This is a genomic window from Streptomyces diastaticus subsp. diastaticus, assembly GCF_011170125.1.
GTDB classification, from domain to species: Bacteria; Actinomycetota; Actinomycetes; order Streptomycetales; family Streptomycetaceae; genus Streptomyces; species Streptomyces diastaticus.
On the sequence record NZ_BLLN01000008.1, the window covers coordinates 1 to 23,403 of the forward strand.

19 protein-coding genes, 2 tRNA genes and 3 pseudogenes are annotated in these 23,403 nt (G+C 76.3%); 13 read left to right on the forward strand and 11 right to left on the reverse strand.

Features of this window, described 5'->3' with window-relative positions; translation table 11 throughout:
- The first annotated feature begins 85 nt into the window (after positions 1–85).
- Together Sdia_RS29510 and Sdia_RS29515 are read left to right on the forward strand one after the other, a co-directional pair.
- Positions 86–427, forward strand: a complete 342-nt coding sequence (locus Sdia_RS29510; RefSeq protein WP_181844151.1) for a PadR family transcriptional regulator — start codon at positions 86–88, stop codon at positions 425–427.
- Positions 424–1,161, forward strand: coding sequence for a hypothetical protein (locus Sdia_RS29515; RefSeq protein WP_100452666.1), 738 nt, complete (start codon positions 424–426; stop codon positions 1,159–1,161). Before Sdia_RS29510 ends, Sdia_RS29515 begins: the two co-directional genes overlap by 4 nt.
- 43 nt (positions 1,162–1,204) lie before the next feature.
- On the opposite strand, the gene Sdia_RS30470 is transcribed toward Sdia_RS29515, so the two are convergent.
- From Sdia_RS30470 to Sdia_RS30485, 4 genes are all read right to left on the reverse strand, one after another.
- On the reverse strand, positions 1,205–2,011 hold the full coding sequence (locus Sdia_RS30470) for an FUSC family protein (protein ID WP_262417787.1): 807 nt from the start codon (positions 2,009–2,011) through the stop codon (positions 1,205–1,207).
- Between the two features lie 1,849 nt (positions 2,012–3,860).
- Positions 3,861–4,733, reverse strand: coding sequence for an alpha/beta hydrolase (locus Sdia_RS30475; protein ID WP_308693559.1), 873 nt, complete (start codon positions 4,731–4,733; stop codon positions 3,861–3,863).
- Positions 4,693–5,085, reverse strand: a complete 393-nt coding sequence (locus tag Sdia_RS30480; RefSeq protein WP_262417789.1) for a hypothetical protein — start codon at positions 5,083–5,085, stop codon at positions 4,693–4,695. The genes Sdia_RS30475 and Sdia_RS30480 overlap by 41 nt, the downstream gene beginning before the upstream one ends.
- Positions 5,082–5,489: an alpha/beta fold hydrolase gene (locus Sdia_RS30485; protein ID WP_262417790.1), complete on the reverse strand. Its 408-nt coding sequence runs from the start codon at positions 5,487–5,489 to the stop codon at positions 5,082–5,084. The genes Sdia_RS30480 and Sdia_RS30485 overlap by 4 nt, the downstream gene beginning before the upstream one ends.
- 930 nt (positions 5,490–6,419) lie before the next feature.
- Here Sdia_RS30485 and Sdia_RS30490 point away from each other — a divergent pair.
- The 4 genes and pseudogenes from Sdia_RS30490 to Sdia_RS30505 all read left to right on the forward strand — a co-directional run.
- A pseudogene (locus Sdia_RS30490) lies at positions 6,420–6,590 on the forward strand (helix-turn-helix domain-containing protein); the annotation flags it as partial.
- Between the two features lie 533 nt (positions 6,591–7,123).
- Positions 7,124–7,426, forward strand: a complete 303-nt coding sequence (locus Sdia_RS30495; protein ID WP_262417791.1) for a peptidoglycan-binding domain-containing protein — start codon at positions 7,124–7,126, stop codon at positions 7,424–7,426.
- A pseudogene (locus tag Sdia_RS30500) lies at positions 7,423–7,575 on the forward strand (helix-turn-helix domain-containing protein); the annotation flags it as partial. The gene Sdia_RS30495 and the pseudogene Sdia_RS30500, both read left to right, overlap by 4 nt.
- 349 nt (positions 7,576–7,924) lie before the next feature.
- Positions 7,925–8,338 (forward strand): DUF2690 domain-containing protein, encoded by a 414-nt coding sequence (locus Sdia_RS30505; protein ID WP_262417792.1) that lies wholly within the window; start codon positions 7,925–7,927, stop codon positions 8,336–8,338.
- A 98-nt stretch (positions 8,339–8,436) separates the two neighbouring features.
- Here the strand turns inward: Sdia_RS30505 and Sdia_RS29540 are convergent, their stop codons facing one another.
- From Sdia_RS29540 to Sdia_RS29555, 4 genes and pseudogenes are all read right to left on the reverse strand, one after another.
- Positions 8,437–8,796 (reverse strand): hypothetical protein, encoded by a 360-nt coding sequence (locus tag Sdia_RS29540; RefSeq protein ID WP_100452671.1) that lies wholly within the window; start codon positions 8,794–8,796, stop codon positions 8,437–8,439.
- 64 nt (positions 8,797–8,860) lie between these two features.
- Positions 8,861–9,697, reverse strand: coding sequence for a TrmH family RNA methyltransferase (locus tag Sdia_RS29545; RefSeq protein WP_189500420.1), 837 nt, complete (start codon positions 9,695–9,697; stop codon positions 8,861–8,863).
- 177 nt (positions 9,698–9,874) lie between these two features.
- A tRNA-Arg gene (locus tag Sdia_RS29550) sits at positions 9,875–9,950 on the reverse strand.
- A 377-nt stretch (positions 9,951–10,327) separates the two neighbouring features.
- A pseudogene (locus Sdia_RS29555) lies at positions 10,328–11,554 on the reverse strand (CapA family protein).
- A gap of 314 nt (positions 11,555–11,868) precedes the next feature.
- On the opposite strand from Sdia_RS29555, the gene Sdia_RS29560 reads away from it, so the two are divergent.
- From Sdia_RS29560 to Sdia_RS29575, 4 genes are all read left to right on the forward strand, one after another.
- Positions 11,869–13,092: a CapA family protein gene (locus Sdia_RS29560; RefSeq protein ID WP_189500419.1), complete on the forward strand. Its 1,224-nt coding sequence runs from the start codon at positions 11,869–11,871 to the stop codon at positions 13,090–13,092.
- Between the two features lie 377 nt (positions 13,093–13,469).
- Positions 13,470–13,545 (forward strand) — tRNA-Arg (locus tag Sdia_RS29565).
- A 177-nt stretch (positions 13,546–13,722) separates the two neighbouring features.
- Complete coding sequence (locus Sdia_RS29570) at positions 13,723–14,559, forward strand: TrmH family RNA methyltransferase (RefSeq protein ID WP_189500420.1); 837 nt, start codon at positions 13,723–13,725, stop codon at positions 14,557–14,559.
- Between the two features lie 64 nt (positions 14,560–14,623).
- On the forward strand, positions 14,624–14,983 hold the full coding sequence (locus Sdia_RS29575) for a hypothetical protein (RefSeq protein ID WP_100452671.1): 360 nt from the start codon (positions 14,624–14,626) through the stop codon (positions 14,981–14,983).
- Positions 14,984–15,081: 98 nt separating this feature from the next.
- Here Sdia_RS29575 and Sdia_RS29580 read toward each other — a convergent pair whose 3' ends face one another.
- A complete protein-coding gene (locus Sdia_RS29580; RefSeq protein WP_115069875.1) occupies positions 15,082–15,996 on the reverse strand; it encodes a DUF2690 domain-containing protein in 915 nt (304 codons plus the stop codon).
- Positions 15,993–16,997, reverse strand: a complete 1,005-nt coding sequence (locus Sdia_RS29585) for a helix-turn-helix domain-containing protein (RefSeq protein WP_100452669.1) — start codon at positions 16,995–16,997, stop codon at positions 15,993–15,995. The genes Sdia_RS29580 and Sdia_RS29585 overlap by 4 nt, the downstream gene beginning before the upstream one ends.
- A 495-nt stretch (positions 16,998–17,492) precedes the next feature.
- Here Sdia_RS29585 and Sdia_RS29590 point away from each other — a divergent pair, with 495 nt between their 5' ends.
- The 3 genes from Sdia_RS29590 (at position 17,493) to Sdia_RS30515 (ending at position 22,196) form a co-directional block, all read left to right on the forward strand.
- Positions 17,493–19,067, forward strand: a complete 1,575-nt coding sequence (locus Sdia_RS29590) for an alpha/beta fold hydrolase (protein WP_241193733.1) — start codon at positions 17,493–17,495, stop codon at positions 19,065–19,067.
- Positions 19,068–20,774: 1,707 nt separating this feature from the next.
- Positions 20,775–21,872, forward strand: coding sequence for an FUSC family protein (locus Sdia_RS30510; protein WP_262417793.1), 1,098 nt, complete (start codon positions 20,775–20,777; stop codon positions 21,870–21,872).
- A 57-nt stretch (positions 21,873–21,929) separates the two neighbouring features.
- Positions 21,930–22,196 (forward strand): hypothetical protein, encoded by a 267-nt coding sequence (locus tag Sdia_RS30515; RefSeq protein ID WP_262417794.1) that lies wholly within the window; start codon positions 21,930–21,932, stop codon positions 22,194–22,196.
- A 971-nt stretch (positions 22,197–23,167) separates the two neighbouring features.
- Here Sdia_RS30515 and Sdia_RS30870 read toward each other — a convergent pair.
- Positions 23,168–23,314 (reverse strand): hypothetical protein, encoded by a 147-nt coding sequence (locus Sdia_RS30870; RefSeq protein WP_371874309.1) that lies wholly within the window; start codon positions 23,312–23,314, stop codon positions 23,168–23,170.
- Positions 23,315–23,403: the final 89 nt, after the last annotated feature.

The window sequence follows — 23,403 nt, forward strand, 5'->3', positions numbered from 1 at the left end:
TCGGCTGACCCCGCCCTCGGAGCGGGGCGAATTCCCCATGGCTATCTAGGTTGCGTTCCTACCTAGCTCGTGGTCCTATCTCCCCATGGTGACGGACAGGAGGGCCAGCTGGCTCAGAGGCGTGCTCGATCTGCTGGTGCTGTCCTGCCTGACGGACGGCGAGAGCTACGGCTACGAGATCGCCAAGCGCCTCGACGAGGCCGGCCTCGGCCAGATCAAGGGCGGCACGCTCTACCCCGTACTCAACCGGCTGGAGGAGGCCGGTCTCGTACGGGCGGAGTTCCGGGCCGCCGAGCGCGGCCCGGGGCGGCGCTACTACCGGTTGACCCCGGAAGGCCGCCGGGGCCTCAAGGAGCAGGGCGCGGCGTGGCGGGCGTTCCACCGCGCCGTCGAGGACGCGCTGGTCCGGGGGGAGAAGGACGTATGAGCAGGGAGAGGACCGCGTACTTCGAGGAGCTGTCCGCGCTGCTGCGCGAGCGGGACATGCCGCCGGCCCGCGTCGACGCCCTCGTGCGGGAGCTGGCCGCGTACGCGGTGGAGGCCCGCAGCCCGCTGGTGGAGGAGTTCGGCCCGGCCGGGGAACTGGCCGACCGCCTGACCGACCGGCAGAGCGCGGACGCCGCGGACGGACCGGAAGCCGGGGCGGAGACCTGGGTGTGGACCGCCGACGCGCTCCAGGAGGTGCGACTGCTGGAACGGTTCGGTGGCCAGGGGTGGGAGGTGGAACGCCTCGACCGCCTCGGCCGCTTCGTCTGCCGCCGCGACCGGCAGCACCCCCTGCGATGGGCCTACCGCCGCGAGGCGGCCGGGCCGCGCGAGCGTGAGCGGCTCACCGGCCGGCTCGCCACCGAGGGCTGGGAGCCCTGCGGCGTCTGGGGTCCCTTCGCGTACTTCAAGCGGCCCGAGGCCGCCGTCACCGGCCCCGCGGCCCGGTTGTCCCGGCCTCCCGCGCCTCCCCGGCGGCGGGTCTACTTCGCTCCGCGGCTCTGCGTGACGCTCGTGGCGAGCGTGCTCGTGGCCGTGGTCATGGTCCGGCTCGGGGCCTCGGGTACCGGTTCGACGGACGGCGAGACCCTGGCGGGAGCCCTCGTCGGCCTGGCCGCCGGCGGCCTCCTCGGTGCCCGGGTGTGGAAGTCGGCCTCGCGCAAGCACTCCGGGTAGCCCTTGCGCGGCTCCGGCCCCGGCTCCGGCTCCGGCTCCCGGCTCAGCGCCGCCCGCCGGCCACCACGTAGGCCGTGACCGCGTCGCACCCCTCCTCGGCGCGGGCCACCCGGCGCTCCAGCACCGGGAAGCGCTCGGGATCCCGGTGCGGTTCGGCGCCGGCGGTCTCCAGCGCCTGGCGGGCCTCGGCGAGCCGGCGGTAGGCGGTACGGCGCAGCTCGTGCCGCTCGTCGGGGGAGGCGGCCGGGGCCCGCCGGTCGTAGCGGCGCCAGGCGCGGTCGGCGGCGGCGACGCGCAGTTCGGCCCGCACCCGCCACGAGTCGGGGCGGGTCAGGAAGTGCGCGGTGAGGACCAGGGCCGCGGCGATCACCGTCTCCAGGACCCGGGAGGGCAGGAGCTGCCGGTCGTCGCCGAGGAAGTCGATGAAGACGAAGACGATCACGGTCAGGCCGAAGGTGGAGAGCGCGTAGTGGTAGCGCACGCCCGCCGCCATCACCGCGCCGAAGGCCGCCGCCACCAGCGTCTGCGCCCACTGGTCGGTCACCAGCCACGCCACCAGCGCCACCATGCCGACCCCGGCCACCGTGCCGAGGCAGCGGTTGAGGGCCCGACCGAAGACCGGCCCGAGGTCCGGCTTGTACAGGAAGGCCACGGTCATCGGCAGCCAGTAGCCGCGCGGGCCCCGTGGCAGAAGCTGCGCCACGACGACCGCGGCCAGCGTGCACCCGCCCAGCAGCAGGGCGAACCGCAGCCGGTCGGCGAGCCGCGGACCGTCGTAGGCGGCGGGTCGGGCAGCAGCGTCAGCGAGCGGCCCGGCGCCCGGTACACCTCGGCCAGCGCCCGCAGCCACCGGCGTGTCGGCGCGAACCCGCTCCGGCTCCGGGCCGTTGCCCGGTCGCGCCGCCGGCGCCGGGCGAACGGCGCGTACCCGGCGGGAACCACCCGGGCGGCTAGCAGCGAGGGCCCCGGAGCACCGCTGCGGCGAAGCGGGCGGCCCCCACCATGAGCCGCGGTGACCGCCCGACCAGGTGGACGGCGGCCCGGAACGGGCGGGCGCGGAGCAGCCCGCCGACGGCGTCTCCCGCTCGGCGTGCTTGCGGGAGCTGTGCACGGCGAAGCAAGGTCCTGCGCCGGTGTTGAGCGCCAGTGTCATACGGGCCCGCGCCTCGGTCGCGCCGGAGTGCCGGCCCGCGACAGGGCCCGCTCGGCCGCGTCGAAGACGGCGATGACCGCCTCCCGCTCGGGCTGTGGCGCCGCCAGAGCCAGGGCAGGCAGGTCAGCGCCAGCGCGAAACAGGGCGCCGCCCAGGCAGTTCCAGCGGCCCCGCCACCAGGGGCCGGGGACGGGGATGCCGGTGCCGCGGTCGCCCCCAGCAGCAGGTGCATCCCCGCCACCGAGGCGAGCGGCCCTCCGACGCCTCACCCACCCCGACACCAGCCCCGCCACCGCCAGCAGCGCCGCGATCCCCACCGTGGTCGCCGTACCGCAGGGCCGTCGCCCCGGCCAGCAGCCCGACCGCGGCCGACCCGCCGAGCGCCGCGATCCGCAGCGCACCGCGCCTTGTAGGGGCGGGCACTGTCCTGGCCGACCGCCCACAGTCCGCCGAGCCCGACGACGACCCCGGCCACGGGCTGGCCGAGCAGCAGCCCCACCATGAGCGGCAGCGAGACGGCCAGCGCCCCGCGCACCAGCGGCGGCCCGCGGGAACGGCGCCCGCGCGGCGCGCAACGACCGCCCCGAGCCACCCGGGCACGACGCGGCGCAGCGTGCTCACACGCACTCACCGCAGATCCCGGCCCACCGGGCTCGCGCATCCACGTCCTTCCGCTCACCACTTGCTCGACACCCCTCCTCCGGCCTGCTCTGGCACCGACTCGACCGCCTCCGCGCGGGGTGGCCCGTCCCCCGGGCTCACTCACCGGGGAGGGCACGCGGCCACGGGGCCGGACAGGACCCGGGCGGGCGCTGGAGGCATCCCCCGGGCGGCGGCGACCGGAGGGCGTTGCATACAAGGATAGATGCAACAGGTGCCGAGCGCGTTGCACCTCAGGTTTCAGTTCCCTGAACAGCTCCCGCCCGGCCCGGCGGCCCCCGCCGTCGACCCCGCCCGGCGACTCAGCCGTCCCCGGACCCCGCCCCGGCAGGAGTCCCGGCGCAGGACAGCCGCCCCGTACGGACCACCAGCGGCTGCCCCGACGCGGGGTGCCGACGCGGGGCCCCGTCGGCACCCGAGGCGGCACGGCATAGGCGGCGACCACCGGTTCGGGCCGGGCCAGGGCGGTGCCCAAGGCCGCTCCGCCACCGCCCTCCCGCGCCCCCGTCGCGCAGCCGTACCAGGGCAGCGGCCGGCGTCCGGTGCCGCGCTCACCATGCTCGATGACGGCAGTCGCCGGAACGCCTCCGGGGTCCACTCGTCCCTCCGGACCGCTCGCCCGGCCCTCGTAGCCCGGCAAGGCGCCGCTCGCAGCTCTCGGCCGGGGCGGCGGCCCCGTCCGGTCGGCGAGAGCCGCGAGCAGTTCCAGCACCTGAGGGACCTTGGCCGGCGGCCGCTCCTCCTCGGCCTGCTCGACGGCGTCGGTGGCGAGGGCGAGGGCGAGGGCGAGGGCGAGGGCGAGGGCGAGGGCGAGGGCCTGTCCCGTCTCCCCGGCGTCCGCGTGCACCCGGGCCGGTCACCAGCTTCAGCCGGGACCGTCGTCACGTCACCCGTGTCGCCCGCGTCGCCCGTCGCGCTCGCCCGTTGCCCGGCCCGTCGCCCGTCGCCCGTCGCCCGTCGCCCGTCGCCCGTCGTCCGTCACCCGTCTCCGGGCCAGCCGCGGCCCCGTCCTGGAGCCGCTTCGCCTCGTCGTGGTCGCCGCAGGCCCGCCGGCGTCCGCCAGATGGTGGCTCCGCACGACGACGCCGTGCTGGTCCCCGCAGCCGGTGCCGGCGGCCTCGACCGAGGAGGCGAACAGGGCACACGCGCCGGCCGCGTGGCCCGGCCGGGCCTCCGGCGCCGGCGCGTCGATGCGCCCCGCCTGCACCAGCGGGCGGACCACGGTCCCGCCCGGCGCCGTGCCGCTCACCGGCGGCACCCCTGCCCGCGTCGTCCCCGCCCACCACAGAACCCCTCCGCGCGGTCGGCTCCCCGAGCCCCACCCAGGTCTCCGCCTCCGCGCACGGAGTGAGTGGCCGCGAGGCCGCCCCGGCGTCAGGGCTCGCACACCGCCTCCCGTGCCGGCGTCTCCTCCGGCCTGGGTGAAGAACGCCGTGACCCGGCCCGCACAGGCCCCGCCCGTCACGGTGGCGTGCTCGCCGTCGGCCACCACAAGCAGGGAGCCTCCGGTGCGGGCCCGCATCGCCCGCGCCCACGGCAGCGGTGTCACCACCTCGTCCCGGTGGGCCACCAGCAGCAGAGGGCCGCCGGCGCGGCCGGGCTCGACCGGTGGCCGGTCCGGCGCGGGCAGGCCCGCGCAGGTGCTGGTGCCCGGCACCTGACCACTGCCGGGGAACATCGGACGGGACCCTCCCAGCACCGGGTAGGTGGTCCGCCGTTCACCGTAGGGCCGCCCACTGCTCCGCGAACGACCCCGCATGGGTCACCTGCGAGCAGAGCAGCGCGGTCCCGGCGAACGGCGCCACCAGCGGCGGCGCCGCGACCCGCGCCTTCCCGTCCCCGCCCCCGTCCGGCGCCCGTCCCCGGGCCAGCGCCGCCAGCGCGGCCGCCGCCCCCGCCCGGTCGGCCGGCTCGGCGTCCAGATACTGCTCGGTCTCCGCCGACCCGTACGTTCCCGAGGGCGTCCGCAGCGGACGCTCCGTCAGCCGGTCGCGCAGGGCGAGCAGCCTGGTGCGTACCGCCTCGGCGTCCGTGCCGAGCCGGTAGCGGGCGGAGCGGTCCGCGAGCCACGCCGCGAACCGTTCGAACCGCTGCTCCCGCGCCCGCGTCACCCGTCCAGCAGTCCCCGCAGATCCGGGTCGGGCGCCACCACCGACTCCAGCAGCATCCGGCCGGACCGGCCCGGGAACAGCGTGCGGTACGTGACGCCGAGGCTCGTCCCCCACGACACCCCGTAGTAGTGCAGCCGGGGCGCGCCCAGCGCCGCACGCAGCGCCTCCAGGTCGCGGGCGGCGTCGGCGGTGGTCAGGGAGGCGACCCAGGCCGGGTCGGCCTCCGCGCACGCGGCGTGGGCGCGCGCCAGCCGATCCCAGTGGGCGCGGGCGGACCGGCGCGAGGGGGGCGGCGGACGGCGGACCGGCGTCCAGGGACTCGGCGGCCGGACAGACCGCGGGACGCGAGCGGCCGGTGCCGCGCACGTCCAGGCCCACCAGGTCGTACCGGTCCAGCAGCCCACGGGCGCCGCCGCCCGCCACGCCCACCGGCATCAGCCGCCCGGAGACCCCGGGACCGCCCGGGTTGAGCGCCAGCGGTTCGGCCCGGCCGCCGCCGGTGGACGGCAGCACCGCCACCGCGAGCCCGAACCGCCGTCCCTCCGGCGCCGACCAGTCCACCGGCACTGTCAGCGTGCCGCACCGCAGCCGCCCCGCGTGCCGGGCGTACGCCGGACGGTGCTCCGCCGCGCCCCACACCTGCGCCTCGGCCTCGCTCGGCTCGGGGCAGGTGCCCCACACCAACGCGCCGGCCCGTTCCCCGCACCGGTCCCCACCGCCACCGGCTGCCCGCCGCCGCCCGCGCACCCGCCCGCCAGCACCCCGCCGAGCAGCACCGCGGCCAGGCCCCGCACCGCCCGGGACCGTCCGCCGCCCACCACACCTCCAGCCGTCGACACCCGGACCGCCCCGACGATAGGCAACGCACCCCGACCGGCCCCGCGACGCGCCCCACGGCAGGGCCGACCGGGTGCCGCCCGGCCGGGCCACGCAGGGGCGGTGGACAGCACAGTGAGGGAGCGGCTGACAGTTCGTACGATGTCCGGGGCGGTCCGGGGCCGACGGCCACGCGGCATCCGGAGGCTCACCGGTACGGGGCGGGGTGCGCGGAGAGGCGTGCAGCGCCTTCCCGGCCGGACCCCCGTGCCGGCCCGGAAGGCGCTGGTGACGCCGTCCTCGCGGCCGCCCGGACCGCCGGTCCGGAGGGACCGGGGAGCGCGGGGTGGCGCTGAGTGACGGGCCCCAGCTTGGCGAGGGGCGGCCGATCGCCGCCACCTGGCCGGGCGACTTGGCGGTATTCTGGGTCGTCCCAGGCTCTGACCAGGGAGTTTTCCCGCCCAGGAGAGCATGCTGGGGGCCACCGGAGCCGGGGCGAGTGGGGGAGGACACACAGCATGGCGCCGTGGAAGACGCTTCCGGAACACCTCGATCCACAGGCCAGGCGGCTGGTGGACAGGCTGAGGAGGCTCAAGGACGCCACCGGGCTCAGTTTCACGGCCCTGGCCACGAGGACGAGTTACAGCCGTTCCTCGTGGGAGCGGTACCTGAACGGCCGTAAGCTCCCGCCGTCCGACGCCGTCGCCGAACTCGCCGCCCTCGCGGGCGCCGACCCGGACCGCATGCTCGCCCTGCACACCCTCGCCGCCCAGACCTGGACGGCACCTCCGCCGAGGGCGACCGCTCCGGCCAAGGCCGCTGGGCCGGCGGAGGCGGGCACCGTTGCGGCCGGTCGGGCCGACGTGCCCGCGGAGCCGGTCCCGGGGAAGCGCGCGCCGGCAGGGTCCGCGTCCGCGTCCGTAACCGCATCCGGGAACGTTGCCGGCCCCGAGGTGGCTCCCGAGGCCGAAGCCGCCGGGCCCGGCGAGCCGGGCGCCCCGGGCGTACCGGAGGAGCCCGCCGGCCAGGGGCGCGGCGACAACCGTGGTCATCGGCGGCTCAGCCGCTCCCGCGAAGTCCGCCCCGCGACGGCCCGCCCGCCGCGGCCTGCTGGTCGCCGGCACCGCCCTGGTCGTCGTGGCCGGCGCGCTGGCCGTCGTCTTCGGCCTCGTCCTGCCCGGGACGGGCGCCGCCGAGGCCGACGAGGAGGCAGCACCGCCGGGTGGCCGCCGAGGAGTTCACCTTCGAGCCGGGCCGCACCCACCCGTGCGACATCCACCGCTTCGAGGGCCGCCTGTACGCGGGGCACAGCGACACCACCGAGGCCCTGCTCCAGCAGATCTCCACCACCTGGGACGTGGTCGAGGCGCAGTGCCTGCTGGAACACCGCGGGTACCGCATCGGCAGCGTCGACGGGGCCTACGGGGCGGCCACCGAACGGGCCGTCAAACGCCTTCAGGACAAGGAAGGGCTGGTCGTCGACGGGATCATGGGCCCGCACACCTGGGAGGTGCTGCGACGGTGACCGGCGAGCCGTCCCTGGAATGCGCCCACCTCGCCCGCGAGCTGGCCGCCCTGCGCGCCGCCACCGGACTGAGTCTGGCCGGGCTCGCCGCCCGCACCACCGCCAGCAAGTCGTCCTGGCAGCGCTATCTCGGCGGCGTCCTCATCCCGCCGCCGGAACTGGTCGGCGAACTCTGTGCCCTCGCCGGTGAACCGCCCGCGCGACTGCTGGCCCTGCGGGAACTGGCCGAGCTGTCCCGACGCCACCCCCGCCCGGCCCCGGAACCACCCGCCCCGACCCGAGCCGCCACCCCGGCCGCCCCCGAGATCCCCGGGCCGAGGCGACAAGCGGCGCCCGGCACGGGAAACGACGCATCCGCAGAGGCCGCCTCCGACACCGCGCTCCCGGCCGACGGCGCCTTATCCGCCCCACCGGGCTCCGGCCGCCCCGCGCGCGTCCCGTTCCATCGCCGCCGGGGGAACCGTCCTCACCGGCGCCGGGGCACTGGCGACCGCCGCCATGGTGGCCGGGGCCCTGCTGCTCGGCGGCGCCCGCGAGGAGCCGGCCGACGAGGGGCTCTGGCCGGGCTGCGTGGGCGAACAGTGCCGGGGCAAGTCCTCGCAGGCGCAGGGGTGCGGTATCCCCGGCAGCGGTCTGCGGACCGTCGCGGAGCAGGGGTTCGGCGGACGGACGGCGGTCGAGATCCGCTACAGCCCCTCCTGCCGGGCCAGTTGGGTACGCGTCCGGTTCGGCTCGGTCGGGGACCGCGTCGAGATCACCGGTCCGGGCCGGGAGAGCCAGTCCGCCGAGGTCGCCGACAAGTACGACGCGCTCGACTACCTCTCCACCCCGATGCTCGCGGGCGGACCCGAGGGCATGACGGCCTGCCTCGTCCGCGCGGACGGCGAGGAGCGGCACTGCTTCCGGTCGTGAGGTGTCCGGACCGAGGGTGCTCGCCGTCGCCCTCGCGCAGCGGGACCCGGGCGCGTGGTCCACGCGCCCGGGTCCGGGGTGAGGAGAGGGGGAGGGTGTCAGTTGTCCGAGTAGCTGAAGTCTCCGACGGTCCACGCGCTGACGTCCTCGATCGCCACGCGGTACATGCCGCCGGTCTCGGGGATGCCCACCGTGCCCTGGAGGATGCGCGCCACGTGGAAGTGCAGGTGCCGGGGAGGACCGTCCTCCCGCGAATCGTCGGTGAAGACGGAGGAGAACGCGCCCAACTGGACCGAGTCCGCCAGAACCTCCGAGACCCGTTCGCGCCACACGGCCTCGGGAGCCAGCCGCCCGGTGATGACGGCGCCACCGGTGACCACGGTCAGAGACATCTGGTTGCTGCGCCCGGACTCCACCAGCGCGGCGATGTCAACGAGCAGTGCGTCAGTCTTCGACATGGAACCCGAGTCTAATGCCCGCCGAGCCGCCCTGAGCAGCGGCGCTCGGCGGGGAGCGGCCCGGTCAGCGGCCGCGCCGCCCGGCGGTGATCCGCTGCCGCGAAGCCTCGTAGAGCACGGCCGTCGCCGCGTTGGCCGCGTTGAGCGAACTCGCCGCCCCCGCCATCGGGATGCTCACCGTGGCGTCGCACAGCTCGCGCCAGGTGCTGGAGAGCCCGGACGTCTCGTTGCCCACCAGCAGCAGCACCGGCTGGGTGAAGTCGAACGCGTGGACGTCCGCGTCGCCCTTCTCGTCGGTCCCCACCAGGACGAGCGGACACCCGGCGGCGCGCCGCCGCTCCACCCACGCCATCACCTCGGCCGGCGAGGGCACCCGCACGGTCGGCAGGGAGAACAGCGAGCCGGTCGTCGCCCGTACGCTCTTGGGGTCGTACACGTCGGCGGCGTGCCCGGAGACGATCACGCCGTGCGCGCCGAACGCGTCCGCCGACCGGATGACACTGCCGATGTTGCCCGGGCCGGCCGGCCGGTCGAAGAGGACCCCCAGGAAGTCCGGCCCGGTCCCGATCCGCTCCAGGTCGTCGGCGGGCAGCTCGACCACGGCGACCACCTCCGGCGCACCCTCGGCCTTCTCCCCGAGGTCGGCCAGCAGCTCCGGCGCGAGAGCGACCCGCTCGGCCGGGACCGTTTGCAGCAGCTCCCGCGCCCAGCCGGACAGCTTCCGGCTGTCGTCGTACAACAACGTGGTGACAGGCCAGCCGTACTCCACGGCCAAGGAGATCGGCCGTACCCCCTGCACCAGGAACCGCCCCAGTTGATTGCGCTTCTTCCGGTTCCCCAGCAGCGCCTCCCACTGCTGGAACCGGGCATTGCGAGACGTGACCCGCTGCGCCCCAGCCATCCGTACTCCCACTCCCACCCGACCACGACGACCGGGCGACACCACGCCGCCCCGCGAGGTCCGCACCGACGAGGCTGAAACCCTACCCGGGGCAGGACGGCACGGAGCGGGCGGTGAGGCGGGGGAGGGCATCGGCGCAGGGCGGCGACGGCCGTGGAACACCGCACGATGTTCCGCTGGCGCCCCCGGCAGGACTCGAACCTGCGGCCAAGCGCTTAGAAGGCGCCTGCTCTATCCACTGAGCTACGGGGGCCGGTGCGGTGTGCCCGGGTACCGGGTGGTCCGGGGGGTTGCGGCCGGGCACAAGGATAGGGCTCCGGTCGGCCCGGCCCGGTTGCATCACGCGCGTGGCATGATGTGGAGGTTCGGTGAAGCACAGCGATACTCGCAGGTGAGTGGCGATCTTGCAGTTCTTTTCGCGGCTCGTGCGGTGGGTGTTGTGCACTCGTTATACCTGCGTCACCTGGAAGGCTGACCTTTCCCGCCATACGGGATGAACCGCTCCCCGGTGGCCCGGAGAGCGGTCGGAAAGCGGGGGCGGACCGCGTCGATCCGGCCGGCGACCGGCCCGGTCCGGGCGGAACGCGGCCCTCCTCCGCCAGGCGCCCCGGGCTCGCGCGGCGGTGCCGCTCAGCGCCCCATCCGCAGGCCGTCCCGGTCCGCGCCCCGGCCCAGTACCGCCTTGCGGACCGCGGCCAGCGCGGCGGCGTCCTCCGGGTCAAAGGCGGCGGCCTCGGCGGCGCGGGCGAGGTTGACCAGGCGCAGCGGGTCGTTGGCCATCCGGTGCGGGATGAACTCCGCCGAGGTCACCACCCACATCGGCGCCCGCCTTCCGGGGCGCGGTGAAGGTGAAGCGGGCGGCCGAGCCGAGCTGGCCGCGCGGGTCGGTCATCTCGCCGGCCACCTGATCGCCCATGCCGTAGACCACCCAGGTGCCGTTGACCTTCTCGTACGCCTGCGGGACGTGCGCGTGGGTGCCGAGGATCAGGTCGATGTCGCGGCGGCCGTCGCTGCGGGAGGCGGTGAGCCGCTCGGCGACGGCGCGTTGCTGCCGGTCCGGGGCCTCCTGCCACTCGGTTCCCCAGTGGACGCTGGCGACCACGACGTCGGCCCCGGCGGCGCGGGCCGCTCGCGCGTCGGCGACGACCCGGTCCGGGTCGAGTTCGTTGACGAGGAAGGACTTGCCGGGCGGGACCTCCTTGTTGGTCCAGTGGACGTAGGAGAGGTGGGCGACCCGGGCGTCCCCCGCGCGCAGCAGCAGCGGCCGGTCGCGGTCCTTCGGGGAGCGGGCCGTGCCGGTGTGCGCGACGTCGGCGCGGTCCAGGGCGTCCGAGGGTCCTGCGGACACCCTCCTCGCCGTCGTCCATGGCGTGGTTGGAGGCGGTCGAGCAGGTGTCGTAACCGGCGCCGCGGATCGCGCGGGCGATGTGCGGGGGCGTCTTGAACAGCGGGTATCCGGTGAACGGCCCGTCGTCCTCGCCGACGATGGTCTCCAGGTGGCAGATGGCCAGGTCGGTGCCGCGGGTGACGGCTCGGGCGCCCGCCAGCAGCGGGCCGAAGTCGTAGCGCCCGTCGTTCTCCGGCGCGAACGGGTCCGGCCCCGCGTCCCGGTCGGGCACGCCCGAGGCGTCGGCGGCGGCCTGCCGGATCACCGCGTCGTGGGCGAGGATGTCGCCGGTCGCGACCAGGGTGAACCGGTCCGGCCGCGTCGCCGGGGGAGCGGCGGCGCCCCTCGGCGGCAGGGGCGGCGCGGGCTCGGGGCTCGCGCACCCCGCCGCCAGGGCGCCGAGGGTGAGCGCCGAGGCGAGGGCCGCGGTGGCGGTGACGGGTCAGGGCGCGGTGGCGTGGTGGGGGCATGGCCGGCTCCGTACGTGTGAAGGGTGACACCTCCGGTCGAAGAGATGACACCTCCACTCATGTGATGATCCGACCGTGCCGTACGCGTGGGACGCCGGTGTCTCGGCACAACGGAGCAGCGGCGTCACCCGGGAGGCGGGTGAACGGCGGACCGCGCGGCCGCTCCGCCGTTCACCCGCCTCCCGGGTGACGCCGCTGCTCCGTTGTGCCGAGACACCGGCGTCCCACGCGTACGGCACGGTCGGATCATCACATGAGTGGAGGTGTCATCTCTTCGACCGGAGGTGTCACCCTTCACACGTACGGAGCCGGCCATGCCCCCACCACGCCACCGCGCCCTGACCCGTCACCGCACCGCGGCCCTCGCCTCGGCGCTCACCCTCGGCGCCCTGGCGGCGGGGTGCGCGAGCCCCGAGCCCGCGCCGCCCCTGCCGCCGAGGGGCGCCGCCGCTCCCCCGGCGACGCGGCCGGACCGGTTCACCCTGGTCGCGACCGGCGACATCCTCGCCCACGACGCGGTGATCCGGCAGGCCGCCGCCGACGCCTCGGGCGTGCCCGACCGGGACGCGGGGCCGGACCCGTTCGCGCCGGAGAACGACGGGCGCTACGACTTCGGCCCGCTGCTGGCGGGCGCCCGAGCCGTCACCCGCGGCACCGACCTGGCCATCTGCCACCTGGAGACCATCGTCGGCGAGGACGACGGGCCGTTCACCGGATACCCGCTGTTCAAGACGCCCCCGCACATCGCCCGCGCGATCCGCGGCGCCGGTTACGACACCTGCTCGACCGCCTCCAACCACGCCATGGACGACGGCGAGGAGGGTGTCCGCAGGACCCTGGACGCCCTGGACCGCGCCGACGTCGCGCACACCGGCACGGCCCGCTCCCCGAAGGACCGCGACCGGCCGCTGCTGCTGCGCGCGGGGGACGCCCGGGTCGCCCACCTCTCCTACGTCCACTGGACCAACAAGGAGGTCCCGCCCGGCAAGTCCTTCCTCGTCAACGAACTCGACCCGGACCGGGTCGTCGCCGACGCGCGAGCGGCCCGCGCCGCCGGGGCCGACGTCGTGGTCGCCAGCGTCCACTGGGGAACCGAGTGGCAGGAGGCCCCGGACCGGCAGCAACGCGCCGTCGCCGAGCGGCTCACCGCCTCCCGCAGCGACGGCCGCCGCGACATCGACCTGATCCTCGGCACCCACGCGCACGTCCCGCAGGCGTACGAGAAGGTCAACGGCACCTGGGTGGTCTACGGCATGGGCGATCAGGTGGCCGGCGAGATGACCGACCCGCGCGGCCAGCTCGGCTCGGCCGCCCGCTTCACCTTCACCGCGCCCCGGAAGGCGGGCGCCGAGTGGGTGGTGACCTCGGCGGAGTTCATCCCGCACCGGATGGCCAACGACCCGCTGCGCCTGGTCAACCTCGCCCGCGCCGCCGAGGCCGCCGCCTTTGACCCGGAGGACGCCGCCGCGCTGGCCGCGGTCCGCAAGGCGGTACTGGGCCGGGGCGCGGACCGGGACGGCCTGCGGATGGGGCGCTGAGCGGCACCGCCGCGCGAGCCCGGGGCGCCTGGCGGAGGAGGGCCGCGTTCCGCCCGGACCGGGCCGGTCGCCGGCCGGATCGACGCGGTCCGCCCCCGCTTTCCGACCGCTCTCCGGGCCACCGGGGAGCGGTTCATCCCGTATGGCGGGAAAGGTCAGCCTTCCAGGTGACGCAGGTATAACGAGTGCACAACACCCACCGCACGAGCCGCGAAAAGAACTGCAAGATCGCCACTCACCTGCGAGTATCGCTGTGCTTCACCGAACCTCCACATCATGCCACGCGCGTGATGCAACCGGGCCGGGCCGACCGGAGCCCTATCCTTGTGCCCGGCCGCAACCCCCCGGACCACCCGGTACCCGGGCACACCGCACCGGCCCCCGTAGCTCAGTGGATAGAGCAGGCGCCTTCTAAGCGCTTGGCCGCAGGTTCGAGTCCTGCCGGGGGCGCCAGCGGAACATCGTGCGGTGTTCCACGGCCGTCGCCGCCCTGCGCCGATGCCCTCCCCCGCCTCACCGCCCGCTCCGTGCCGTCCTGCCCCGGGTAGGGTTTCAGCCTCGTCGGTGCGGACCTCGCGGGGCGGCGTGGTGTCGCCCGGTCGTCGTGGTCGGGTGGGAGTGGGAGTACGGATGGCTGGGGCGCAGCGGGTCACGTCTCGCAATGCCCGGTTCCAGCAGTGGGAGGCGCTGCTGGGGAACCGGAAGAAGCGCAATCAACTGGGGCGGTTCCTGGTGCAGGGGGTACGGCCGATCTCCTTGGCCGTGGAGTACGGCTGGCCTGTCACCACGTTGTTGTACGACGACAGCCGGAAGCTGTCCGGCTGGGCGCGGGAGCTGCTGCAAACGGTCCCGGCCGAGCGGGTCGCTCTCGCGCCGGAGCTGCTGGCCGACCTCGGGGAGAAGGCCGAGGGTGCGCCGGAGGTGGTCGCCGTGGTCGAGCTGCCCGCCGACGACCTGGAGCGGATCGGGACCGGGCCGGACTTCCTGGGGGTCCTCTTCGACCGGCCGGCCGGCCCGGGCAACATCGGCAGTGTCATCCGGTCGGCGGACGCGTTCGGCGCGCACGGCGTGATCGTCTCCGGGCACGCCGCCGACGTGTACGACCCCAAGAGCGTACGGGCGACGACCGGCTCGCTGTTCTCCCTGCCGACCGTGCGGGTGCCCTCGCCGGCCGAGGTGATGGCGTGGGTGGAGCGGCGGCGCGCCGCCGGGTGTCCGCTCGTCCTGGTGGGGACCGACGAGAAGGGCGACGCGGACGTCCACGCGTTCGACTTCACCCAGCCGGTGCTGCTGCTGGTGGGCAACGAGACGTCCGGGCTCTCCAGCACCTGGCGCGAGCTGTGCGACGCCACGGTGAGCATCCCGATGGCGGGGGCGGCGAGTTCGCTCAACGCGGCCAACGCGGCGACGGCCGTGCTCTACGAGGCTTCGCGGCAGCGGATCACCGCCGGGCGGCGCGGCCGCTGACCGGGCCGCTCCCCGCCGAGCGCCGCTGCTCAGGGCGGCTCGGCGGGCATTAGACTCGGGTTCCATGTCGAAGACTGACGCACTGCTCGTTGACATCGCCGCGCTGGTGGAGTCCGGGCGCAGCAACCAGATGTCTCTGACCGTGGTCACCGGTGGCGCCGTCATCACCGGGCGGCTGGCTCCCGAGGCCGTGTGGCGCGAACGGGTCTCGGAGGTTCTGGCGGACTCGGTCCAGTTGGGCGCGTTCTCCTCCGTCTTCACCGACGATTCGCGGGAGGACGGTCCTCCCCGGCACCTGCACTTCCACGTGGCGCGCATCCTCCAGGGCACGGTGGGCATCCCCGAGACCGGCGGCATGTACCGCGTGGCGATCGAGGACGTCAGCGCGTGGACCGTCGGAGACTTCAGCTACTCGGACAACTGACACCCTCCCCCTCTCCTCACCCCGGACCCGGGCGCGTGGACCACGCGCCCGGGTCCCGCTGCGCGAGGGCGACGGCGAGCACCCTCGGTCCGGACACCTCACGACCGGAAGCAGTGCCGCTCCTCGCCGTCCGCGCGGACGAGGCAGGCCGTCATGCCCTCGGGTCCGCCCGCGAGCATCGGGGTGGAGAGGTAGTCGAGCGCGTCGTACTTGTCGGCGACCTCGGCGGACTGGCTCTCCCGGCCCGGACCGGTGATCTCGACGCGGTCCCCGACCGAGCCGAACCGGACGCGTACCCAACTGGCCCGGCAGGAGGGGCTGTAGCGGATCTCGACCGCCGTCCGTCCGCCGAACCCCTGCTCCGCGACGGTCCGCAGACCGCTGCCGGGGATACCGCACCCCTGCGCCTGCGAGGACTTGCCCCGGCACTGTTCGCCCACGCAGCCCGGCCAGAGCCCCTCGTCGGCCGGCTCCTCGCGGGCGCCGCCGAGCAGCAGGGCCCCGGCCACCATGGCGGCGGTCGCCAGTGCCCCGGCGCCGGTGAGGACGGTCCCCCGGCGGCGATGGAACGGGACGCGCGCGGGGCGGCCGGAGCCCGGTGGGGCGGATAAGGCGCCGTCGGCCGGGAGCGCGGTGTCGGAGGCGGCCTCTGCGGATGCGTCGTTTCCCGTGCCGGGCGCCGCTTGTCGCCTCGGCCCGGGGATCTCGGGGGCGGCCGGGGTGGCGGCTCGGGTCGGGGCGGGTGGTTCCGGGGCCGGGCGGGGGTGGCGTCGGGACAGCTCGGCCAGTTCCCGCAGGGCCAGCAGTCGCGCGGGCGGTTCACCGGCGAGGGCACAGAGTTCGCCGACCAGTTCCGGCGGCGGGATGAGGACGCCGCCGAGATAGCGCTGCCAGGACGACTTGCTGGCGGTGGTGCGGGCGGCGAGCCCGGCCAGACTCAGTCCGGTGGCGGCGCGCAGGGCGGCCAGCTCGCGGGCGAGGTGGGCGCATTCCAGGGACGGCTCGCCGGTCACCGTCGCAGCACCTCCCAGGTGTGCGGGCCCATGATCCCGTCGACGACCAGCCCTTCCTTGTCCTGAAGGCGTTTGACGGCCCGTTCGGTGGCCGCCCCGTAGGCCCCGTCGACGCTGCCGATGCGGTACCCGCGGTGTTCCAGCAGGCACTGCGCCTCGACCACGTCCCAGGTGGTGGAGATCTGCTGGAGCAGGGCCTCGGTGGTGTCGCTGTGCCCCGCGTACAGGCGGCCCTCGAAGCGGTGGATGTCGCACGGGTGGGTGCGGCCCGGCTCGAAGGTGAACTCCTCGGCGGCCACCCGGCGGTGCTGCTCCTCGTCGGCCTCGGCGGCGCCCGTCCCGGGCAGGACGAGGCCGAAGACGACGGCCAGCGCGCCGGCCACGACGACCAGGGCGGTGCCGGCGACCAGCAGGCCGCGGCGGGCGGGCCGTCGCGGGGCGGACTTCGCGGGAGCGGCTGAGCCGCCGATGACCACGGTGTCGCCGCGCCCCTGGCCGGCGGGCTCCTCCGGTACGCCCGGGGCGCCCGGCTCGCCGGGCCCGGCGGCTTCGGCCTCGGGAGCCACCTCGGGGCCGGCAACGTTCCCGGATGCGGTTACGGACGCGGACGCGGACCCTGCCGGCGCGCGCTTCCCCGGGACCGGCTCCGCGGGCACGTCGGCCCGACCGGCCGCAACGGTGCCCGCCTCCGCCGGCCCAGCGGCCTTGGCCGGAGCGGTCGCCCTCGGCGGAGGTGCCGTCCAGGTCTGGGCGGCGAGGGTGTGCAGGGCGAGCATGCGGTCCGGGTCGGCGCCCGCGAGGGCGGCGAGTTCGGCGACGGCGTCGGACGGCGGGAGCTTACGGCCGTTCAGGTACCGCTCCCACGAGGAACGGCTGTAACTCGTCCTCGTGGCCAGGGCCGTGAAACTGAGCCCGGTGGCGTCCTTGAGCCTCCTCAGCCTGTCCACCAGCCGCCTGGCCTGTGGATCGAGGTGTTCCGGAAGCGTCTTCCACGGCGCCATGCTGTGTGTCCTCCCCCACTCGCCCCGGCTCCGGTGGCCCCCAGCATGCTCTCCTGGGCGGGAAAACTCCCTGGTCAGAGCCTGGGACGACCCAGAATACCGCCAAGTCGCCCGGCCAGGTGGCGGCGATCGGCCGCCCCTCGCCAAGCTGGGGCCCGTCACTCAGCGCCACCCCGCGCTCCCCGGTCCCTCCGGACCGGCGGTCCGGGCGGCCGCGAGGACGGCGTCACCAGCGCCTTCCGGGCCGGCACGGGGGTCCGGCCGGGAAGGCGCTGCACGCCTCTCCGCGCACCCCGCCCCGTACCGGTGAGCCTCCGGATGCCGCGTGGCCGTCGGCCCCGGACCGCCCCGGACATCGTACGAACTGTCAGCCGCTCCCTCACTGTGCTGTCCACCGCCCCTGCGTGGCCCGGCCGGGCGGCACCCGGTCGGCCCTGCCGTGGGGCGCGTCGCGGGGCCGGTCGGGGTGCGTTGCCTATCGTCGGGGCGGTCCGGGTGTCGACGGCTGGAGGTGTGGTGGGCGGCGGACGGTCCCGGGCGGTGCGGGGCCTGGCCGCGGTGCTGCTCGGCGGGGTGCTGGCGGGCGGGTGCGCGGGCGGCGGCGGGCAGCCGGTGGCGGTGGGGACCGGTGCCGGGGAACGGGCCGGCGCGTTGGTGTGGGGCACCTGCCCCGAGCCGAGCGAGGCCGAGGCGCAGGTGTGGGGCGCGGCGGAGCACCGTCCGGCGTACGCCCGGCACGCGGGGCGGCTGCGGTGCGGCACGCTGACAGTGCCGGTGGACTGGTCGGCGCCGGAGGGACGGCGGTTCGGGCTCGCGGTGGCGGTGCTGCCGTCCACCGGCGGCGGCCGGGCCGAACCGCTGGCGCTCAACCCGGGCGGTCCCGGGGTCTCCGGGCGGCTGATGCCGGTGGGCGTGGCGGGCGGCGGCGCCCGTGGGCTGCTGGACCGGTACGACCTGGTGGGCCTGGACGTGCGCGGCACCGGCCGCTCGCGTCCCGCGGTCTGTCCGGCCGCCGAGTCCCTGGACGCCGGTCCGCCGTCCGCCGCCCCCTCGCGCCGGTCCGCCCGCGCCCACTGGGATCGGCTGGCGCGCGCCCACGCCGCGTGCGCGGAGGCCGACCCGGCCTGGGTCGCCTCCCTGACCACCGCCGACGCCGCCCGCGACCTGGAGGCGCTGCGTGCGGCGCTGGGCGCGCCCCGGCTGCACTACTACGGGGTGTCGTGGGGGACGAGCCTCGGCGTCACGTACCGCACGCTGTTCCCGGGCCGGTCCGGCCGGATGCTGCTGGAGTCGGTGGTGGCGCCCGACCCGGATCTGCGGGGACTGCTGGACGGGGTGACGCGGGCGCGGGAGCAGCGGTTCGAACGGTTCGCGGCGTGGCTCGCGGACCGCTCCGCCCGCTACCGGCTCGGCACGGACGCCGAGGCGGTACGCACCAGGCTGCTCGCCCTGCGCGACCGGCTGACGGAGCGTCCGCTGCGGACGCCCTCGGGAACGTACGGGTCGGCGGAGACCGAGCAGTATCTGGACGCCGAGCCGGCCGACCGGGCGGGGGCGGCGGCCGCGCTGGCGGCGCTGGCCCGGGGACGGGCGCCGGACGGGGGCGGGGACGGGAAGGCGCGGGTCGCGGCGCCGCCGCTGGTGGCGCCGTTCGCCGGGACCGCGCTGCTCTGCTCGCAGGTGACCCATGCGGGGTCGTTCGCGGAGCAGTGGGCGGCCTACGGTGAACGGCGGACCACCTACCCGGTGCTGGGAGGGTCCCGTCCGATGTTCCCCGGCAGTGGTCAGGTGCCGGGCACCAGCACCTGCGCGGGCCTGCCCGCGCCGGACCGGCCACCGGTCGAGCCCGGCCGCGCCGGCGGCCCTCTGCTGCTGGTGGCCCACCGGGACGAGGTGGTGACACCGCTGCCGTGGGCGCGGGCGATGCGGGCCCGCACCGGAGGCTCCCTGCTTGTGGTGGCCGACGGCGAGCACGCCACCGTGACGGGCGGGGCCTGTGCGGGCCGGGTCACGGCGTTCTTCACCAGGCCGGAGGAGACGCCGGCACGGGAGGCGGTGTGCGAGCCCTGACGCCGGGGCGGCCTCGCGGCCACTCACTCCGTGCGCGGAGGCGGAGACCTGGGTGGGGCTCGGGGAGCCGACCGCGCGGAGGGGTTCTGTGGTGGGCGGGGACGACGCGGGCAGGGGTGCCGCCGGTGAGCGGCACGGCGCCGGGCGGGACCGTGGTCCGCCCGCTGGTGCAGGCGGGGCGCATCGACGCGCCGGCGCCGGAGGCCCGGCCGGGCCACGCGGCCGGCGCGTGTGCCCTGTTCGCCTCCTCGGTCGAGGCCGCCGGCACCGGCTGCGGGGACCAGCACGGCGTCGTCGTGCGGAGCCACCATCTGGCGGACGCCGGCGGGCCTGCGGCGACCACGACGAGGCGAAGCGGCTCCAGGACGGGGCCGCGGCTGGCCCGGAGACGGGTGACGGACGACGGGCGACGGGCGACGGGCGACGGGCGACGGGCGACGGGCCGGGCAACGGGCGAGCGCGACGGGCGACGCGGGCGACACGGGTGACGTGACGACGGTCCCGGCTGAAGCTGGTGACCGGCCCGGGTGCACGCGGACGCCGGGGAGACGGGACAGGCCCTCGCCCTCGCCCTCGCCCTCGCCCTCGCCCTCGCCCTCGCCCTCGCCACCGACGCCGTCGAGCAGGCCGAGGAGGAGCGGCCGCCGGCCAAGGTCCCTCAGGTGCTGGAACTGCTCGCGGCTCTCGCCGACCGGACGGGGCCGCCGCCCCGGCCGAGAGCTGCGAGCGGCGCCTTGCCGGGCTACGAGGGCCGGGCGAGCGGTCCGGAGGGACGAGTGGACCCCGGAGGCGTTCCGGCGACTGCCGTCATCGAGCATGGTGAGCGCGGCACCGGACGCCGGCCGCTGCCTGGTACGGCTGCGCGACGGGGGCGCGGGAGGCGGTGGCGGAGCGGCCTTGGGCACCGCCCTGGCCCGGCCCGAACCGGTGGTCGCCGCCTATGCCGTGCCGCCTCGGGGTGCCGACGGGGCCCCGCGTCGGCACCCCGCGTCGGGGCAGCCGCTGGTGGTCCGTACGGGGCGGCGTCTGCGCCGGGACTCCTGCCGGGGCGGGGTCCGGGGACGGCTGAGTCGCCGGGCGGGGTCGACGGCGGGGGCCGCCGGGCCGGGCGGGAGCTGTTCAGGGAACTGAAACCTGAGGGCAACGCGCTCGGCACCTGTTGCATCTATCCTTGTATGCAACGCCCTCCGGTCGCCGCCGCCCGGGGGATGCCTCCAGCGCCGCCCGGGTCCTGTCCGGCCCCGTGGCCGCGTGCCCTCCCCGGTGAGTGAGCCCGGGGGACGGGCCACCCCGCGCGGAGGCGGTCGAGTCGGTGCCGAGCAGGCCGGAGGAGGGGTGTCGAGCAAGTGGTGAGCGGAAGGACGTGGATGCGCGAGCCCGGTGGGCCGGGATCTGCGGGAGTGCGTGTGAGCACGCTGCGCCGCGTCGTGCCCGGGTGGCTCGGGCGGTCGTTGCGCGCCGCGCGGGCGCCGTTCCCGCGGGCCGCCGCGGTGCGCGGGGCGCTGGCCGTCTCGCTGCCGCTCATGGTGGGGCTGCTGCTCGGCCAGCCCGTGGCCGGGGTCGTCGTCGGGCTCGGCGGACTGTGGGCGGTCGGCCAGGACAGTGCCGCCCCCTACAAGGCGCGGGCGCTGCGGATCGCGGCGCTCGGCGGGTCGGCCGCGGTCGGGCTGCTGGCCGGGGCGACGGCCCCTGCGGTACGGCGACACGGTGGGGATCGCGGCGCTGCTGGCGGTGGCGGGGCTGGTGTCGGGGTGGGTGAGCGTCGGAGGGCCGCTCGCCTCGGTGGCGGGGATGCACCTGCTGCTGGGGGCGACCGTCGGCACCGGCATCCCCGTCCCCGGCCCCTGGTGGGCGGGGCCGCTGGAACTGCTGGGCGGCGCCCTGTTCGCGCTGGCGCTGACCTGCCTGCCCTGGCTCTGGCGGCGCCACAGCCCCGAGCGGGAGGCGGTCATCGCCGTCTTCGACGCGGCCGAGCGGGCCCTGTCGCGGGCCGGCACTCCGGGCGCGACCGAGGCGCGGGCCCGTATGACACTGGCGCTCAACACGGCGCAGGACCTGCTCGCCGTGCACAGCTCCCGCAAGCACGCCGAGCGGGAGACGCCCGTCGGCGGGCTGATCGCGGCGTTCCGGGCCGCCGTCCACCTGGTCGAGGCGGTCACCGCGCTCATGGTGGAGGGCCGCCCGCTGCCGCCCGCGGTGCTCCGGGTGCCCTCGCTGCTGGCCGCCCGGGTGGTCCCGCCGGTACGCGCCGGTCGCCCGGCGCCGGACGGCGCGACCGGGCACGGCCCGGAGCCGGAGCCGCCGTTCGCCGCCGACACGCCGGGGCTGCGGGCGCTGGCCGAGGTGTACCGGGCGCCGGGCCGCTCGCTGACGCTGCTGCCCGACCCGCCCGCCTACGACGGTCCGCGGCTCGCCGACCGGCTGCGGTTCGCCCTGCTGCTGGGCGGGTGCACGCTGGCCGCGGTCGTCGTGGCGCAGCTTCTGCACGGGCCGCGCGGCTACTGGCTGCCGATGACCGTGGCCTTCCTGTACAAGCCGGACCTCGGGCCGGTCTTCGGTCGGGCCCTCAACCGCTGCCTCGGCACGGTGGCCGGGGTCGGCATGGTGGCGCTGGTGGCGTGGCTGGTGACCGACCAGTGGGCGCAGACGCTGGTGGCGGCGGCCTTCGGCCGCGGTGATGGCGGCGGGCGTGCGCTACCACTACGCGCTCTCCACCTTCGGCCTGACCGTGATCGTCTTCGTCTTCATCGACTTCCTCGGCGACGAACCGGCAGCTCCTGCCCTCCCGGGTCCTGGAGACGGTGATCGCCGCGGCCCTGGTCCTCACCGCGCACGTTCCTGACCCGCCCCGACTCGTGGCGGGTGCGGGCCGAACTGCGCGTCGCCGCCGCCGACCGCGCCTGGCGCCGCTACGACCGGCGGGCCCCGGCCGCCTCCCCCGACGAGCGGCACGAGCTGCGCCGTACCGCCTACCGCCGGCTCGCCGAGGCCCGCCAGGCGCTGGAGACCGCCGGCGCCGAACCGCACCGGGATCCCGAGCGCTTCCCGGTGCTGGAGCGCCGGGTGGCCCGCGCCGAGGAGGGGTGCGACGCGGTCACGGCCTACGTGGTGGCCGGCGGGCGGCGCTGAGGCCGGGAGCCGGAGCCGGAGCCGGGGCCGGAGCCGCGCAAGGGCTACCCGGAGTGCTTGCGCGAGGCCGACTTCCACACCCGGGCACCGAGGAAGGCCGCCGGCGGCCAGGCCGACGAGGGCTCCCGCCAGGGTCTCGCCGTCCGTCGAACCGGTACCCGAGGCCCCGAGCCGGACCATGACCACGGCCACGAGCACGCTCGCCACGAGCGTCACGCAGAGCCGCGGAGCGAAGTAGACCCGCCGCCGGGGAGGCGCGGGAGGCCGGGACAACCGGGCCGCGGGGCCGGTGACGGCGGCCTCGGGCCGCTTGAAGTACGCGAAGGGACCCCAGACGCCGCAGGGCTCCCAGCCCTCGGTGGCGAGCCGGCCGGTGAGCCGCTCACGCTCGCGCGGCCCGGCCGCCTCGCGGCGGTAGGCCCATCGCAGGGGGTGCTGCCGGTCGCGGCGGCAGACGAAGCGGCCGAGGCGGTCGAGGCGTTCCACCTCCCACCCCTGGCCACCGAACCGTTCCAGCAGTCGCACCTCCTGGAGCGCGTCGGCGGTCCACACCCAGGTCTCCGCCCCGGCTTTCCGGTCCGTCCGCGGCGTCCGCGCTCTGCCGGTCGGTCAGGCGGTCGGCCAGTTCCCCGGCCGGGCCGAACTCCTCCACCAGCGGGCTGCGGGCCTCCACCGCGTACGCGGCCAGCTCCCGCACGAGGGCGTCGACGCGGGCCGGCGGCATGTCCCGCTCGCGCAGCAGCGCGGACAGCTCCTCGAAGTACGCGGTCCTCTCCCTGCTCATACGTCCTTCTCCCCCCGGACCAGCGCGTCCTCGACGGCGCGGTGGAACGCCCGCCACGCCGCGCCCTGCTCCTTGAGGCCCGGCGGCCTTCCGGGTCAACCGGTAGTAGCGCCGCCCCGGGCCGCGCTCGGCGGCCCGGAACCTCCGCCCGTACGAGACCGGCCTCCTCCAGCCGGTTGAGTACGGGTTAGAGCGTGCCGCCCTTGATCTGGCCGAGGCCGGCCTCGTCGAGGCGCTTGCGATCTCGTAGCCGTAGCTCTCGCCGTCCGTCAGGGCAGGACAGCACCAGCAGATCGAGCACGCCTCTGAGCCAGCTGGCCCTCCTGTCCGTCACCATGGGGAGATAGGACCACGAGCTAGGTAGGAACGCAACCTAGATAGCCATGGGGAATTCGCCCCGCTCCGAGGGGCGGGGTCAGCCGA

What these genes read in the sequence shown, in the direction of transcription:
- Sdia_RS29540 (WP_100452671.1), bottom strand. Translation starts at nt 8,796, where the DNA reads ATGTCGAAGACTGACGCACTGCTCGTTGACATCGCCGCGCTGGTGGAG.
- Sdia_RS29560 (WP_189500419.1), top strand. Translation starts at nt 11,869, where the DNA reads ATGCCCCCACCACGCCACCGCGCCCTGACCCGTCACCGCACCGCGGCC.
- Sdia_RS30475 (WP_308693559.1), bottom strand. Translation starts at nt 4,733, where the DNA reads ATGCGGGGTCGTTCGCGGAGCAGTGGGCGGCCCTACGGTGAACGGCGG.
- Sdia_RS29585 (WP_100452669.1), bottom strand. Translation starts at nt 16,997, where the DNA reads ATGGCGCCGTGGAAGACGCTTCCGGAACACCTCGATCCACAGGCCAGG.
- Sdia_RS29575 (WP_100452671.1), top strand. Translation starts at nt 14,624, where the DNA reads ATGTCGAAGACTGACGCACTGCTCGTTGACATCGCCGCGCTGGTGGAG.
- Sdia_RS30505 (WP_262417792.1), top strand. Translation starts at nt 7,925, where the DNA reads ATGGTGGCCGGGGCCCTGCTGCTCGGCGGCGCCCGCGAGGAGCCGGCC.
- Sdia_RS29515 (WP_100452666.1), top strand. Translation starts at nt 424, where the DNA reads ATGAGCAGGGAGAGGACCGCGTACTTCGAGGAGCTGTCCGCGCTGCTG.
- Sdia_RS29545 (WP_189500420.1), bottom strand. Translation starts at nt 9,697, where the DNA reads ATGGCTGGGGCGCAGCGGGTCACGTCTCGCAATGCCCGGTTCCAGCAG.
- Sdia_RS29510 (WP_181844151.1), top strand. Translation starts at nt 86, where the DNA reads ATGGTGACGGACAGGAGGGCCAGCTGGCTCAGAGGCGTGCTCGATCTG.
- Sdia_RS29570 (WP_189500420.1), top strand. Translation starts at nt 13,723, where the DNA reads ATGGCTGGGGCGCAGCGGGTCACGTCTCGCAATGCCCGGTTCCAGCAG.